Below are 15,008 nucleotides of genomic sequence, written 5' to 3'. Positions count from 1 at the left end.
GAAGGTTTAGGGTTCGGCCGTCTGCCGATTGACGGACCCACCCGGCGGACACCGGACCGTAGGCGACAGCTGGACGTGCGAGGCCGGGAGGGGCAACCGTGCTCGACGCGTCTTGGGGGCTTTGGCGATGGACCCGACACACCGGGGGCCGGAAGAGTTCGGCCACGACAACAACGGCTTCTCCGACGAGGCGGGCCGGCGTCGTCCTTCCCGCGACCCGCTGACCCCCGATTTCGGTCAGCAAACACCGCAGCAGGCGCGCATCGTCACGCTCATATCCGGCGACCTCCTGCTCACCGTCAACCCGGTCGACGGCAGCGAGGTCGAGGCGTGCCCGCCCGGCGAGCAGCCCCCCGCACCCGCCCGGCGCACCCCCGCCGAGCGCGCCGACCGCACCCGCGCCGCCGCACCCCCGGTCCCGCCCGGCCCGCCCCTGCCCCGGCTCCCCCTGCTCCGGCGCGAGGACGAACGCGAGCGGCTGGTCCGCCTGCTGGCCCGCGGCCGGTCCGTCCGGCTCACCGGACCGGCCGGTTCCGGCCGAACCGCGCTGCTGAACGCCGTCGCCGCGGACTGCGCGGAACTCGCGCCCGACGGAGTCGTCCGGCTCAACGGCCACAAGCGGACCGTCACCGATCTGCTCCACGGACTCTTCGACGCCGTCCACGACGCCCCGCTGCACCGCCCGGACCGGGCCCTGCTGCTGGAGAAGCTGCGCACCACCGGAGCCGTCGTCGTCCTCGACGACCTGGAATTCGGCGGCGCCGCCCTGGACGAACTGCTCGACGCCACACCCGAATGCGCCTTCCTGCTGGCCACGACCCCCGAGGTCGCCGCCCCCGGGACCGACTCCCACCTCGAAGAGGTCTTCCTCGCCGGGCTGGACCGCTCCGCCTCCGTCGAGCTGATGGAACGCGTCGTCGAGCGGCCGCTCACCGAGGAGGAGACCAACTGGGCGGGCGACCTCTGGTTCGAGTCCGAGGGCCTGCCGCTGCGGTTCGTCCAGGCCGGCGCCCTGCTGCGCCGGCGCGATCTGCTGCGCACCGACCCCACCGCGTACGACGAGTACGGCTATCTGGAGAACCGGCCCGCCGACGCACCGCCGCCGGCCGAGGACGCACCCGCCACCGAGAGCGCCGATGTGCCGCTGCCCAGCCTCGGCGAGGGGGCGGCCCCGGCCGCCCTGCTCGCCTCACGGCTGAGCGGCGCCGCGCGCGACACCCTGCGCTTCGCGGTGGCGCTCGGCGGCGAGGTCCCGCACCAGGCGCATCTGCCGGCGCTCGTGGGGGACACCCACGCGGACGCCGCGCTCGGCGAACTGGCCGGCTGCGGGCTGCTCTCCCCGGCCGGCTCCCGCTACCGGCTCGCCGCCGGGGTGGTCGCCCAGCTGGAGGCCGCCGGATACGGCGACGACGCCCCGGAGCGGGCCAGGACCGTGGCCCAGCACTACGCCTGGTGGGCCGGGCACCCCTCCGTCACTCCGGCCCGCGCGGCCGCCGAGGCCGACGCGATCCTCGCGGCGATGAGCCGGCTGGTGCCGGGGGAGGAGCCCGGCCAGACCAGCGTCGCCGTCCTGCTGGCCCGCAGCGCCTCGCCCGCCTTCGCGGCGGGGCTGCACTGGAGCGCCTGGGAGCGGTCCCTGCGGGTCGGCCAGGAAGCCGGCCGCATCGCGGGAGAGGTCGCCGAAGAGGCGTACTTCCACCACGAGCTGGGTGTGCTCGCGCTCTGCACCGGACATCTCGACCGGGCCAGGGCCGAGCTGGAGACCTCCATCAGCATGCGCGGGGCGCTCGCCGACAAGAGCGGCGCGGTGGCCGGACGGCGGGCGCTCGCCCTGGTCGAGGACCTCGCGGGACCCGTCGCTGCGGGCCCGGGCACCGATCCGCTCCCTGCCGGTCTCTTCGAGCCGTCGCCCGCGAGCGGTGTGCCGGCCGTCATCCCGGTCTCGATGCCGCGTCCGTACGCCGGTGACACCGCCGTCGTCTCCCTCCAGGGCTCGTCCCCGGACGACAAGGACGGGGCCGGCGGACGCTTGGCGTTCCTGGGCGGGGCGCGGCGCAACCTCGTCGCGGCCGGTGCGGGGGTGCTGCTCGCCGGAGTGCTCGGCACGGTGGTGACGCTCGGGCTGACGTCGAACGCCGACCCGCAGGGCGACCCCGGGGCCTCCACCGAGCAGTCCGTGACGGAGGGCGGCGACCCGGACGAGGAGCTGCCGGCCGAGGAGCCCGCGGACGACGGGGCGACCCCGTCGGCCACGAAGTCGGGCTCCCCGTCCGCGTCCACGCCGGGGCCCTCGGGAAGCGAGTCCGCGCCGGCGGGCGGGGCAGGGACGCCGTCCTCGTCGACCAGCGCGCCGGAGTCCGGTGCGCCGTCGCCGTCCAGGACGCCGTCGGGCCGGCCGAGTTCGCCGCACACGCCGTCCGGGAAGCCGACGCCGACGAAGTCGGCCTCGGCGCCGACGAGTGAGTCGCCGAGCCCGACCGATCCGGAGACGCCCGATCCGACGGAGTCGGAGACCGAGGGGCCGACGCCGCCGGAGACGTCCGACTCGGCCGGCGGGCCGACGGGGTCGGCGTCCGGGACGCCGGATGCGGCCTGAGCGGGGACGTGGCGGCGGGCGCCGTTGGGCCCGGGGGCGTCTTTGAGCTCGGGTACGTCCCGGCGGGCGTCCTTGTCCTCAATCGCCGGACGGGCTTGACTGTGCCGGCCCGAGCCTGATCGTGCCGGCCCGAGCCTGGTGGTGACGGGCGGGCCGGAGAGCCCGTCGGTCAGAACAGGCGGAGCTTGTCGTCCTCGATGCCGCGCATCGCGTCGTAGTCGAGGACCACGCAGCCGATGCCGCGGTCCGTTGCCAGCACGCGGGCCTGGGGCTTGATCTCCTGGGCGGCGAAGATGCCCTTCACCGGGGCGAGGTGGGGATCACGGTTGAGCAGCTCCAGATAGCGGGTCAGCTGCTCCACGCCGTCGATGTCGCCGCGCCGCTTCAGCTCGACCGCCACGGTCTGCCCGTCGGCGTCGCGGCACAGGATGTCGACCGGGCCGATGGCGGTGAAGTACTCGCGGCGGATCAGCGTGTAGCCCTCGCCGAGTGTCTCGATCCGGTCGGCCAGCAGCTCCTGAAGGTGCGCTTCCACGCCGTCCTTGATCAGGCCCGGATCGACACCCAGCTCATGGCTCGAGTCATGGAGGATTTCCTCCATGGTGATGATCAGTTTTTCGCCCGCCTTGTTCACCACGGTCCACACGCCCTCGGCGTCGCCGGTGCCCTCCTTCAGAGTGCAGGGCGGCGACATCCAGTTGAGCGGTTTGTACGCCCTGTCGTCGGCGTGAATCGACACGCTCCCGTCCGCCTTCACCAGGATGAGACGGGGAGCGGAGGGCAGGTGGGCCGTGAGCCGGCCGGCGTAGTCCACGGAGCAGCGGGCGATGACGAGACGCATGGTCGGCAACGCTACTCGACGACAGGTGGTCGACGCGATTCACCCACCCGTCACTCCCTTCACGTCCAGACCTGACGCTTTCTGTCTTGCCCCTCTTTGAACCCCTTCGTTATTGGCCGGTTGTGTTCCCAATCTCCTGGTGCGGCCCGGACTGCGCCCTTACCGTGGATGCAGGAGGTCGCCGCGCGTGCACGCTGCGTCGTCGTCCTTCTTCCCTGCCCGTAAGGCCCCGGCCCTCCGTCGGGGTCGCGAGAGGAGAACCCATGTCGCTCGACGTCTCACCGGCGCTGTTGGAACAGGCCGAGCGAGGCGAGGTCGACGAAGCCGACTTCGTCGACTGCGTCCGGACCTCCCTGCCCTTCGCATGGGAGATGATCAGCTCGTTGGTGGCTCAGCTGAAGGTCGACGGCGGGGAGTTCGCCGACAACCAGACGCCGCCGCCCAACGAGCAGGCACGTGGTCAGCTGCTGCGTGCGCTCGCGAGTGATGCGATACGCGGCGCGCTGCAGCGGCACTTCGGGGTGCGCCTGGCATTCCAGAACTGCCACCGCGTCGCGGTGTTCCCGCTGGACGCCTCGGTCGACGACCGACTGGCCAAGTTCACCTCGATGAGGGGCCAGTTGCTCAACCAGTCGCCCGAACTACGGGACTGCTGAACGCTTCTGCTGTCGTTCCGGGCCGCGGGAGGTGCAACTGGTCCGGGGCGGCAGCACCCGTCCGTACACCGTACGACCGGATCGTGTGGGTCATTCGAGGAGCGGAAGCACCTCGGTGCCCAGCCGCGCTACGTTCTCCTCCGTGGCCACGAGATCTCCGGAACCCTCCACCAGCAGCGCGAAGCGGGTGATGCCCGTACGCTCCGCGGTGGCCGCGAGACGATCCGCGGCGAGCCCCGGCGGGCCGACCGGATGAATCGAGCACAGCAGCTCCGTATAGCCGACCGGATCGCGCATCACGCGGTGCCGGCCGTCGACCGTCACATGCGCGTCGAGCCCCTGGCGCAGCCAGCCGGGCATCGCCTTCACCAGCGTCTCCGCAGCGTCCTCCGCGCGGTCGGCGATCTGCGCCACCCCCGCCGACACATGCGCGGCCCGGCGCACGCTGTCGGGGCAGTGGCCCGCGGCCAGCGCGCAGGACCGCCACAGCGCGACCATCTCGGCCTTCTCCTCGTCCCCGCAGTGCATCCCGAGCAGCATCGGCAGGCCGTGCTCGGCGGCGAGCCTCACGGTCTTCGGCGAGGTGCACGCGACGATCACCTCGGGGCCGGGGTCGCACTCGGTGCCGTCCCGGTCGAGCAGTTCGCCGGCCCGGGGGACGACCGCCACCTCCCGGAAGCCGTACCGCTCGCCGCGGCCCGCCACGCGGGGTTCGCGCAGCCAGTCGAGCAGGAGGCCCAGCGACTCGGGGAAGCCCTTCTCGTAGGCCTCCAGGCCGCCGCCGAAGACCTCCAGGTCGATCCAGGGCCCGCCCCGGCCGACGCCGAGGGTGAAGCGGCCGCCGCTGGTGAGGTGGAGCAGCGCGGCCTGCTCGCCCAGCGCCACCGGATGCTGGGTCGGCAGCACGCTCACCGCCGTGCCGACGCGGATTCTGCGGGTGCGGCCGAGCAGCAGGGCGGCCAGTGTCACGGCGGACGGGCAGACCCCGTACGGCACGAAATGATGTTCGGCCAGCCAGACCGAGTCCAGCCCGGACTCCTCCGCGACCTCGGCGGACCGGATCGCGCGGTGCAGCGCCTCACCCGGGCCCTGGCCCGGAAACTGGGCCGCCAGTACGAACGTTCCCACTCGCATCGCCTATTGCCTCCTTGCGGCCGACGCGGCTTTCCCCTACCGGCAACAACGTCTGACACGTGCCAAAGGCACGGGCCAGAGGCAAGTTGTTGCGATTTTCCGGTAACCCGTCCCGGCTCGGGCCCCGTGATGCGCGGTGCGGGACGTGTACCCCGGCCGAATGGCCCTACGCTGGACGGGAACTGCCCAGCCTGCCCCGTGAGGTGTCCCGTGTCCCCGCGCCGCAACCGCCCCCGAGGCGGCGAAAGTCCCACCGACAGCGCAGGCATGGCGGGGGAGCGGTACGGCGGGGGCGGGCGCTCGGAGGAGTGGCAGGGCGAGGAGTGGTCCGTACGCCCGGTGAGCGGTGCGAGTGCGGCGGGCAAGCGCTACCGGTGCCCCGGCTGCGACCAGGAGATCCCGTCCGGGGTCCCGCACCTGGTGGCCTGGTCCGAGTACGGCGGGATCGACGACCGCAGACACTGGCACAAGGCGTGCTGGAACGCGAAGGACCGCCGCACCACCCGGGTGCAGCGGTCCAGGAACGCGCCTCGGTACTGACTCGGTACCGAGGTGCCTCAGACGTCGCGCTGGTCCATCGCCAGATAGGCGCCGCCCAGGGCCACGACGGTCACCCCGATCATGATCCACAGCGGGTCCCAGCCGGACGGGCCGCCGGACGAGGTCACCGAGTTGTCGTAGAAGATGCTGAGCTGGTTGGGGATCGAGTACTCCAGCAGCCATTCCCGCAGCGACGACAGCGAGTCGGCGAACATGAAGATGGCCAGCACCAGCGGCAGCAGCACCACGCCGATCATGATCGTGATCGCCCCGGCCGAGTGCCGGATCAGCGCGCCGACCGCCAGCGAGAGCAGCCCCAGCGTCGCGATGTAGAGCCCGACGCCGACCGTGGCGCGCAGCCACTCCGCGCCCGTGGGCGCCTCGGCGTCCAGCATCGCCGTCTGGATCAGGGCGACCACCGAGGTCATCACCGTCGTCAGGACGAACGTCAGCAGGAAGAAGACGATCGCCTTCGCGCTGAGCACCCGGGCCCGGCTCGGGCACGCCGTCAGCGTCGTACGGATCATGCCCGTGCCGTACTCCGAGGCGATCGTCATCACACCGAGCGTGATCACGCAGATCGACCCGAGCAGCACCCCGAAGAAGCCGAGACTCAGCACAGGTGTGCCGCCCATGTCGGCGCTGGAGGCGTTGACCGCGACCGCCGAGAGCACCCCGATGGCGAGGAGCAGCACGATCTGCACGCCGAGCGTCCACATCGTCGAGCGCACGGAACGGATCTTGGTCCACTCGGAGGCGATCGCGTCGCCGAGGGTGGCGGGGCGCACCGGGATCGGTGAGGTGTAGCCGGCCTGCACGACCTGCCCGTACTGCTGGGGCGCGGGGGCCTGCTGGTACGCCTGCTGGGGGTGCGGCGCCTGGGGCGTCGGAGGCGTGGACGGCGTCGTCATCGGGAGTCCTCGCTGGTGTCGCGCTTGGTCAGGTCTGCGGGGGCCTCGGCGGGCGCCGCCGGGGCGGGAGCGGCGGGCGGGGCCGCGGGAGCGGGCGGTGCGGCCGCCGGGGCCGCAGGGGCCGGGGCGGTGGCGTACGGGTTCTGTCCGGGCGGCGGCGGGGCGTACCAGCCCTGCTGCGGCACATCGGGCACCTGCTGCTGCGGCGGGGCGTACCCCGGCTGCGGCCCGTACCCGCCGGGCGGCAGCTGCTCCTGCAGATGGGCCTTCTGGTCGACCGTCGAGCGGTAGTCCACGGCGCCCTGCGTCATCCGCATGTACGCCTCCTCCAGCGAGGCCTGGTGCGGCGAGAGCTCCCAGAGGCGGACGTCCGACTCATGGGCCAGATCGCTGATCCGGGGGAGCGGGAGACCGGTGATGCGCAGGGCGCCGTCCGGCTCCGACATGACCTGGCCGCCCGCCTCGGTGAGCGTGGCGGTCAGCTTCTCGCGCTGCTCGGACCCGTTGTCCGGGACCCGGACACGGGCGAAGTCGGCGGAGTTGGCCGAAATGAAGTCCGTGATGCTCATGTCGGCCATCAGCTGGCCGCGCCCGATCACGATCAGATGGTCGGCGGTCAGCGCCATCTCGCTCATCAGATGGCTGGAGACGAAGACCGTGCGGCCCTCGGACGCCAGCATCTTCATCAGGTTGCGGACCCAGAGGATGCCCTCCGGGTCGAGACCGTTGACCGGCTCGTCGAAGAGCAGCACCTGCGGGTCGCCCAGCAGCGCGGCGGCGATGCCCAGGCGCTGCCCCATGCCCAGCGAGAAGCCCTTGGAACGCCTGCGGGCCACGTCCTGGAGCCCGACGACGCCGAGCACCTCGTCCACCCGGGCGTCCGGGATGCCGGCGAGCTGGGCGAGCGAGAGCAGGTGGTTACGGGCGCTGCGGCCGCCGTGCACCGCCTTGGCGTCCAGCAGCGCGCCCACCTGGCGCGGCGCGTTCGGCAGGCTGCGGTAGTTGTGGCCGCCGATGGTCACCCGGCCGGCCGTCGGCCGGTCCAGGCCGAGGATCATGCGCATCGTGGTCGATTTGCCCGACCCGTTGGGACCGAGGAATCCGGTGACGGCACCGGGCCGCACCTGGAAGGAAAGGTTGTACACGGCCGTCTTCGCGCCATAGCGCTTGGTCAGGCCGACTGCCTCGATCATGCTCCAGCCCCATCGACTTATCTGTCGTCGGGGCCCAGGCCGTCCGGCCGCACGCCCCCCGTATGAGTGAGGAGGATATCCAGGCCTTGACGGTTCCGGCCAAGTCGTTACCCGGGCGAGTCCCCGCGCGGGCGGTGGGCCGGGCCCGCCGCCCCCGGGATCAGGCGTCCCGCTTCTTGAGGACGAGGAAGCCGCCGATCACCGCGGCCACCACCCAGGCGACCATGATCAGCAGCCCGGCCCACGGCCCGTAGGGCGCCGGGTCGCTGTTCATCGCGTCCGGCACCACCTGCATGATCTTGGACCCGGCCTGGTCGGGGAAGTAGCGGGCGACGCTCTTGGCGCCCGGGACCGCCGACAGGATCTGCGAGACCAGGAAGAAGAACGGCATCAGGATGCCGAGCGACAGCATGGAACTGCGCAGCATCGTCGCCACCGCCATCGAGAAGACCGCGATCAGCCCCATGTAGAGGCCGCCGCCGATGACCGCCCGCAGCACGTTGTCCGCTCCGATGTCGGTGCGGTGGTCGCCCAGCAGCGCCTGGCCGAGGAAGAACGTGACGAAACTGGTGGCCAGGCCGACCACCAGCGCCAGCACGCCGGCCACCAGCATCTTGCTGAAGAGGAAGGTGGCGCGCTGCGGCACGGCCGCCAGCGAGGTGCGGATCATGCCGGAGCTGTACTCCGTACCCACCACCAGGACGCCGAAGACCACCATCGCCAGCTGGCCGAGAATCATCCCGGAGAAGCTGAGGAAGGTGGGGTCGAAGGTGGCCCGTTCCGCCTCGGAGAGGTCGTCGAACTGGGCGTTCATCACCGCGCAGAGCGCCGCACCCATCGCCACGGTGACGACGAACGCGGAGATCAGTGTCCAGGTGGTCGAGGAGACCGTCCGGATCTTGGTCCATTCGGAGGTCAGGACCGCGGGTACCGATGCCATCGCCGTCACACCCCCGTTCCGGTGCCGGGACCGCCGGGGGCCTCGGGGGAGCCGCCGGGCGGGCGGTTCCACTGCTCGCCCCACTGCGGGCCCGCCGGCGGTGGCGCGGCCCCCCGCTCCGAGTGCGCGTGGTACTCCACCGAATCCGCCGTCATCTGCATGAACGCCTCCTCCAGCGAGGCCCGCTGGGAACTCAGCTCGTGCAGCACGAGTCCGTGCCGGGCGGCCAGCTCACCCAGCGCCTCGGTGGTGGCGCCGTCGATCTCCAGCGTGCCGTTGCCCGACTCGACCGCCACGATGCCCTCCTCGTGCAGGACATCGCGCAGCCGCTCCTGCTGCGGGGAGCGCAGCCGTACGTAACTGCGGGAGTTCTGGTGGATGAAGTCGGCCATCGAGGTGTCGGCGAGCAGCCTGCCCTGTCCGATCACGATCAGATGGTCGGCGGTCAGCGCCATCTCGCTCATCAGATGCGAGGAGACGAAGATGGTCCGGCCCTCCGAGGCGAGCGTCTTCATCAGGTTCCGGATCCAGTGGATGCCCTCGGGGTCCAGCCCGTTGACCGGCTCGTCGAACATCAGGATCTCGGGATCGCCGAGCAGCGCCGAGGCGATGCCCAGGCGCTGGCCCATGCCGAGGGAGAAGCCCTTGGACTTCTTCTTCGCCACCGCGGTCAGGCCGACGGTGTCGAGGACCTCCGCGACCCGGCTCTGCGGGATGCGGTTGCTCTGCGCGAGGCAGAGCAGGTTGTTGTAGGCGCTGCGGCCGCCGTGCATCGACTTGGCGTCCAGCAGCGCGCCGATGTACTTCAGCGGCTCGTCGAGTTCGCGGTAGTGCTTGCCGTCGATCCGCACCGAACCGCTGGTGGGGTTGTCGAGATCGAGCATCATCCGCATCGTGGTGGACTTGCCCGCCCCGTTGGGTCCCAGAAAACCCGTCACCATTCCCGGTCTGATCACGCACGACAACCGGTCGACGGCGACCTTGTTCCCGAAGCGCTTGGTGAGGCCATCAAGCTCGATCATGCGTTCACGCTAGAACGGCCGCGCGCCCGGCGCCACCACAAGGGCGGAACCGGGCGCGTGGGAGTTACTGCTGTGCTGCTGCCTGGCGTCAGCGGGTCTGCTGGGCCGGGACGCCGCGGGAGGCGGGCTCCTCGTCGGCGGGGGCACCGGCGGCGGCCACCGCGGCACCGGTCAGCGTCGCCAGCATCTCGCGGACGTTGGTCAGCTGCGCGTTGATCGAGTCGCGGCGGTTGGTGAGCGCCGCCAGCTCGCGCTCCGACTCGCTGCGGATCCGGTCGGCCTTCGCGTTCGCGTCGGCCACGATGTCCTCGGACTGGCGCTGAGCGGTCTCCACCGTCTGACGGGCGCGGCGCTCGGCGTCCGTACGGAGCTTCTCGGCCTCCAGACGGAGCTGCTCGGCGCGGTGCTCGATCTCGGCCAGACGCTTCTCGGCCTTGGCCTGACGGGACGCGAGGTCGCGCTCCGACTGGTCGCGGCGCTTGGCGAGGTTGGTCTCGAAGTCCGCGGCGGCCTGGGCGGCCTTGGCGCGGGTCTCCTCGAAGAGGGCGTCGGCCTCCTCGCGCTTCTGGGCGGCGTCCTTCTGCGCGTCCGAGCGCAGCGTGGTGGCCTCACCCTTGGCCTTCTCGACGATGCGGACGCCGTCGTCCTCGGCCTTGGCCTTGCGCTCGGCGGCGAAGGTCTCGGCGTCGTTGCGCACCTGCTGCGCGGCGGACTCGGCCAGCTCGCGGTGCTGCTCGGCGGCGCGACGGGCCTCCTCGCGCAGGTCCTTCGCCTCCTCCTCGGCCAGGCGGAGAATCTTCTCCACACGCGCGCCGAGACCGGCGTACGACGGCTCCGCGTCGTTCACCTGGGCCTGGGCGTTCTGCGTTTCGAGGTGGAGTTCCTCGATGCGCTTTTCCAGCGATGTGATGCGGGCGAGAGCACTATCACGGTCGGCGACGAGCTTGGTAATGCGGTCATCCACCTGACCGCGGTCGTAACCACGCCGCACGAGCTCGAAGCCGAAGGGGGAGGAAGGGTCACTCATGGGGTTCCTGTCGAAGTGAGACCGGTGAGGTGATAGAGGGAATCCTAGGGGCCAGAGCGGCGTGTCATCGAGCAGATGCCCGTTTGATCTGGAGAATGACACCCCTTTTGAGTGGCTGACCCCCGTAACCCTTGCCACTCGGAGGACTGAAGGTCCTTGCAGAACCACCCGGACAGGACCTACCCATCGGACGGCTTACCACTCGAACGAGTACCCGCCGCGGCTCCGGCCTTGACGCCGGACGGCGCCGCGCCCGCACTCTTGCCGCCCGCCCCGGGGGTCTCGAAAGACTCCAACGCCTCCAGCACGTCCTGGACACGGGAGATCTCCGTGTTGATGTCCTCGCGCCGGCGCACCAGGACGTCCAGCTCGCGCCGGCCCTCGTCGACCGTCCGCTTGGCCTCCGCCTCGGCGTCCGCCCGCAGCTTCTCGGCCTCGCGCACCAGGGTGGCCTTCTTCTGCTCGGCCTCCTTCAGCAGCGACTCGGCCCGCTTCACGGCGGCGATCCGGACCTTGCTCGCCTCCGAATTCGCGTCCGCCAGCAGCTCCTTGGCCTTGGCCGCGGCCTCCTCGCGCTGCTCGGTCGCCGCCTTCATCAAGTTGTCGACGCGCTCGCCGACCGTCTTGACCTGCTCGGCCGTCTCCCGCCGCGCCCGGTCGTGCAGCTCCTGGACCTCGGCCTCGGCCCGGGTCCTGAGCTCCTCGGCCCGCTCCCGGATCTGGGTGGCGTCCCGGCGCGCACCGACCAGTAGCTCGTCCGCGTCCGTCCGGGCCCGTTCCACCAGGGAGTTGCCCTCGACGGTCGCCTCGGAGGTGATCCGCACGGCCTCCTTGCGGGCCGCGCCGACCATCGTGTCGGCCTGCTCCTCGGCCTCGGTGGCGGCGCGCAGCGCCTCCTCCTGGGCCTTGTTGATGAGCTGGTCCGCCTGCTCGGCGGCGTCCGCCCGGCGCTTGGACGCCGACTCGCGCGCCTCGTCCAGCAGCCGGTCCGCCTCCTGCCGCGCCTCGGCCCGCATCTGCTCGGCCGCCGCCTCGGCGTCCGCGCGCAGCCGCTCCGACTCCTCGCGGGTCCGGGCCGCGTGCTCCTGCGCCGAACCGACGGTCGCCGCCGCCTCCGCCCGCAGCCGCTCGGCCTCACCGGCCGCCTCGTCACCGAGCCGGGCCGCCTGCTGTGCCGCCTCGGTACGGATCCGCTCGGCCTCGCCGCTCGCCTCGGAGACCAGCAGATCGGCCTGGGCCGCCGCCTCGGACCGCATCCGGTTGGCATCCTCGCGGGCCTCCGCCCGGCTGCGCGCGGCGTCCTGCTCGGCCGAGGCCAGGGCGTCGGACGCGTCGGTACGCATCCGCTGGCTGTACTCCGCGGCCTCGGCGCGCAGCCGCTCCGACTCCGTGATCGCCTCGGACACCGTCCGCTCGGCCATGGCCTTGGCGGCGTCGGTCTCCTCCTGCGCCACCCGGCGGACCCGGGCGGCGTCCTCGCCGGCCCGCTCCCGCTCCGCGTAGGCGTCGGCGCGGACCCGGTCCGCCTCCTCCTGCGCCTCGGCCTTCGTCCGCTCCGCGACATGCTCGGCGGTGGAGCGCAGCCCGGCGATCTCCGCCTCGGCCTGCTCCTGGAGCCCGCTGACCGCGTCCCGTACCTGCTGGGCGGTCTGCTCGGCCGCGGCGACCATCTCCGTCGCGCGGGCGTCCGCCTCCTCGACCAGGCGCTGGGCCTCGGCCTGCGCCTCCTCGACCCGCTTGCGGGCGGAGGCGAGAAGCTCCTCGCTCTGCTCCCGGGCCCGCTCGCGCTCCTGGTTCGCCTCGACCCGTGCCGCGTCGAGGGTCTCCTCGGCCTCGCGGCGGCGCCGGTTCGCCTCCTCCTGGGCGGCGGCCAGCGCCTCGGCGGCCTCCGTGCCCACCCGCTCGGCGGATGCCGCCGCCTCCGTCCGCAGCCGGTCGGCGGTCTCCTGCGCCTCGGTCCTGAGCCGCTCGGCCTCGGCGGCGGCCTCGCCGCGCAGCCGTACGGCGACGGCCTCGCCCTCGGCCCGCGACTGGGACGCGTCCGCCGCGGCCTCGTCGCGCAGCCGCTCCGCCTCGGCCTCGGCCTGCTCCTGGAGCGTGCGCAGCCGCTCGGCGGCCTCGGCGCGCAGCCGCTCCGACTCCTCGTTCGTCTCGCGCCGGATGCGCTCGGCCTCGGTGCGGGCCTCGCCCAGCGCCTGTTCGGCCGCGCCGACCCTGGTCTCCGCCTCGGTGTGCAGCCGGGCCAGCTCGTCGGCCGCCTCCGCCTGCCGGGCCGCGACCGCGCGCTCGGTCTCCTCGCGCAGCTCGGCCGCCGCCCGCTCGGCCGCGTCCGTCGTCGACTGCGCCTGCTCCTCGGACTCCGTACGCAGCTGCTCGGCCTCGGCGCGGGCCCGGTCGAGGGCCTCCTCCGCCTGCTTGCGCAGCGCGGCCGCGCGCTCGGCGGCCTCGCCCCGGACCCGCTCGCTCTCGGTGGTCGCGGCGCCGCGCAGCTCCTCCGCGTCGGCCTTGGCCTTCGCGAGCAGCTCCTCGGCGGTCTTCGCGCCCTCCTCGATCTGCTGGACGGCCTCGCGGCGGGCCTCGCCGCGGATCCGCTCGCCCTCGGCGACCGCCTCGGCCCGCAGCTGCTCGGCCTCGCCGCGCAGCCGGCGGGCCTCCTCCTGGAGCTCGACCGTCTTGGCCCGGTACTCCTTGGTGTCGTCCTTGGCCGCGCCCTTGAGCTGGTCGGCCTGCTCGGCGGCCTCGCCGCGCAGCCGGTCCGCCTCGGCCTCCGCCTCGCGGCGGATCCGCTCGGCCTCCTCGCTCGCCGCGCGGGTGGTCGACTTCGCGTCCTCGGAGGCCTTGGTCAGCACCTCCTCGGCGGCACGGGCCGCCTTGGCGAGCTGGGCCGCGGCGTCCTCGGCCGCAGCCGTACGCGCGGCGTCGGCCGCCTCCGAGCGGAGCCGGTCCGCCTCGGCGCGGGCGTCGGCGAGCGCCTGCTCGGCCTCCGCCCTGAGGGCCTCGGCGTCCTTGGTGGCCTCGCCGACCAGCCGGGCGATCTCCGACTTGGCGGTACGGGTGCGCTGCTCGTTCTGCGACTCGGCGCCGGCCAGCCGCTTGACCGCGGCCTCCTTCGCCTCGGAGAGGACCTTCTCGGCCTCCAGCCGGGCCTCGCGCAGCTGGGTCTCGGCCTCCTGCATGCGCTGCTCGGCGGCCCGGTTCAGCTCACTGGTCTGCTGACGGGTCTGCTCGGTCTCGGCGGTCGTCGAGGAACGCAGCTGCTCGGCGTGGGTGGTCGCCTCCTGCGCCTGGCTGGAGGCGGCGGTCAGCAGCCGCTCGGCGTCCTTGCGGGCGCGCAGCAGGATCGACTCGGCCTCGGAGCGGGCGGCCTCGGCCTCGGAACCGAGCCGCTGACGCGTCTCGTCGGCCAGCCGGGCGGCCTCCGCCCGGGCGGCGGCGAGCGCCTGCTCGGCCTCGGCGCGGGACTCCTCCAGGAGCCGGCGGGCCTGGGACTCGGTCCTGGCCCGCAGCTGCTCGGCCCACGCGACGTTCTCGTTGACATGGGACTCGACGGTCTGGCGGCGCTCCGCGAGCTCCTGGTCGAGCCGCTGGCGCCGCTGCACGGCCTCGTTGTGGAGCTCCGCCTGGAGCCGGGCCTGGTGCTCCGCGTGCTCCTGGAGGATCCGCTGCGTCTGCGCACGGGCGTCGCGCAGCTCGCGCTCGGCGTCGTTGCGCAGCTGCTCGGCCTGGATCTGGGCGTTGCGGAGCAGCTGCTCCGCCTGGTAGCCGATGTCCGCGCTGTCGTAGGCGGGACGGGTCGCCAGACTGCGCCGTGCCTCGTGCAGCTTGGCACGCAAGACCTCGACCTGGTAACCGAGGTCCTCGGCGTGCTGGACGGCCTTCTCCCGGTCGGTCTTCAGCCGGTCCATCTCGGCTTCGAACCGCGAGAGATGGTCGTCTTCAGCTCGGTGGCTCTCCTGGCGTTCGTAGCCCCGCACTGCGCGGTCCCATCCTTCCCCGAGCTCTCAACTTCTTCCCCACGCTCTCGACTTCGTTCGAGCAGGGGATGCGCCACTGAGCAGGGGGAGACCCCAACCCTGATCGCAACTCCGCACGAGTACCGTCCACCGGCGAACGGTCCCCCCGGGGAATGGTGACAGATCAACGGCTGA

11 protein-coding genes are annotated in these 15,008 nt (G+C 72.6%); 3 read left to right on the top strand and 8 right to left on the bottom strand.

The window, feature by feature from the left end; all coding sequences use genetic code 11:
• Positions 1-127: 127 nt before the first annotated feature.
• Complete coding sequence (locus tag RLT58_RS10915; protein WP_311310202.1) at positions 128-2,596, top strand: ATP-binding protein; 2,469 nt, start codon at positions 128-130, stop codon at positions 2,594-2,596.
• Positions 2,597-2,765: 169 nt separating this feature from the next.
• Here the strand turns inward: RLT58_RS10915 and nucS are convergent, their stop codons facing one another.
• Entirely contained in the window at positions 2,766-3,437 is a 672-nt protein-coding gene (gene nucS / locus RLT58_RS10910; protein WP_311310201.1) for an endonuclease NucS, read from the bottom strand.
• A 263-nt stretch (positions 3,438-3,700) separates the two neighbouring features.
• Between nucS and RLT58_RS10905 the strand changes: the two genes are divergently transcribed.
• Complete coding sequence (locus tag RLT58_RS10905) at positions 3,701-4,093, top strand: SCO5389 family protein (protein ID WP_311310200.1); 393 nt, start codon at positions 3,701-3,703, stop codon at positions 4,091-4,093.
• Between the two features lie 90 nt (positions 4,094-4,183).
• Here the strand turns inward: RLT58_RS10905 and RLT58_RS10900 are convergent, their stop codons facing one another.
• Entirely contained in the window at positions 4,184-5,227 is a 1,044-nt protein-coding gene (locus tag RLT58_RS10900) for an LLM class flavin-dependent oxidoreductase (RefSeq protein ID WP_311310199.1), read from the bottom strand.
• A gap of 210 nt (positions 5,228-5,437) precedes the next feature.
• On the opposite strand from RLT58_RS10900, the gene RLT58_RS10895 reads away from it, so the two are divergent.
• Complete coding sequence (locus RLT58_RS10895; protein ID WP_311310198.1) at positions 5,438-5,767, top strand: Rv1322 family protein; 330 nt, start codon at positions 5,438-5,440, stop codon at positions 5,765-5,767.
• A 17-nt stretch (positions 5,768-5,784) separates the two neighbouring features.
• Here the strand turns inward: RLT58_RS10895 and RLT58_RS10890 are convergent, their stop codons facing one another.
• From RLT58_RS10890 to scy, 6 genes are all read right to left on the bottom strand, one after another.
• Positions 5,785-6,678, bottom strand: coding sequence for an ABC transporter permease (locus RLT58_RS10890; protein WP_311310197.1), 894 nt, complete (start codon positions 6,676-6,678; stop codon positions 5,785-5,787).
• Positions 6,675-7,871 carry an ABC transporter ATP-binding protein gene (locus tag RLT58_RS10885; protein ID WP_311310196.1) on the bottom strand — a complete coding sequence of 399 codons (1,197 nt, stop codon included), beginning with the start codon at positions 7,869-7,871 and terminating at the stop codon, positions 6,675-6,677. The genes RLT58_RS10890 and RLT58_RS10885 overlap by 4 nt, the downstream gene beginning before the upstream one ends.
• Positions 7,872-8,031: 160 nt before the next feature.
• A complete protein-coding gene (locus RLT58_RS10880) occupies positions 8,032-8,811 on the bottom strand; it encodes an ABC transporter permease (protein ID WP_311310195.1) in 780 nt (259 codons plus the stop codon).
• Positions 8,812-8,816: 5 nt separating this feature from the next.
• On the bottom strand, positions 8,817-9,833 hold the full coding sequence (locus RLT58_RS10875) for an ABC transporter ATP-binding protein (RefSeq protein WP_311310194.1): 1,017 nt from the start codon (positions 9,831-9,833) through the stop codon (positions 8,817-8,819).
• An 88-nt stretch (positions 9,834-9,921) separates the two neighbouring features.
• On the bottom strand, positions 9,922-10,860 hold the full coding sequence (locus tag RLT58_RS10870; RefSeq protein WP_311310193.1) for a coiled-coil domain-containing protein: 939 nt from the start codon (positions 10,858-10,860) through the stop codon (positions 9,922-9,924).
• 179 nt (positions 10,861-11,039) lie between these two features.
• Complete coding sequence (gene scy, locus RLT58_RS10865; protein WP_311310192.1) at positions 11,040-14,834, bottom strand: polarized growth protein Scy; 3,795 nt, start codon at positions 14,832-14,834, stop codon at positions 11,040-11,042.
• Between the last annotated feature and the right edge of the window lie 174 nt (positions 14,835-15,008).

The organism is Streptomyces sp. ITFR-16, from assembly GCF_031844705.1.
Taxonomy (GTDB): domain Bacteria; phylum Actinomycetota; class Actinomycetes; order Streptomycetales; family Streptomycetaceae; genus Streptomyces.
Note: the sequence above shows the minus strand (reverse complement) of the source record. Positions and strands in the feature narration are given on the sequence as shown.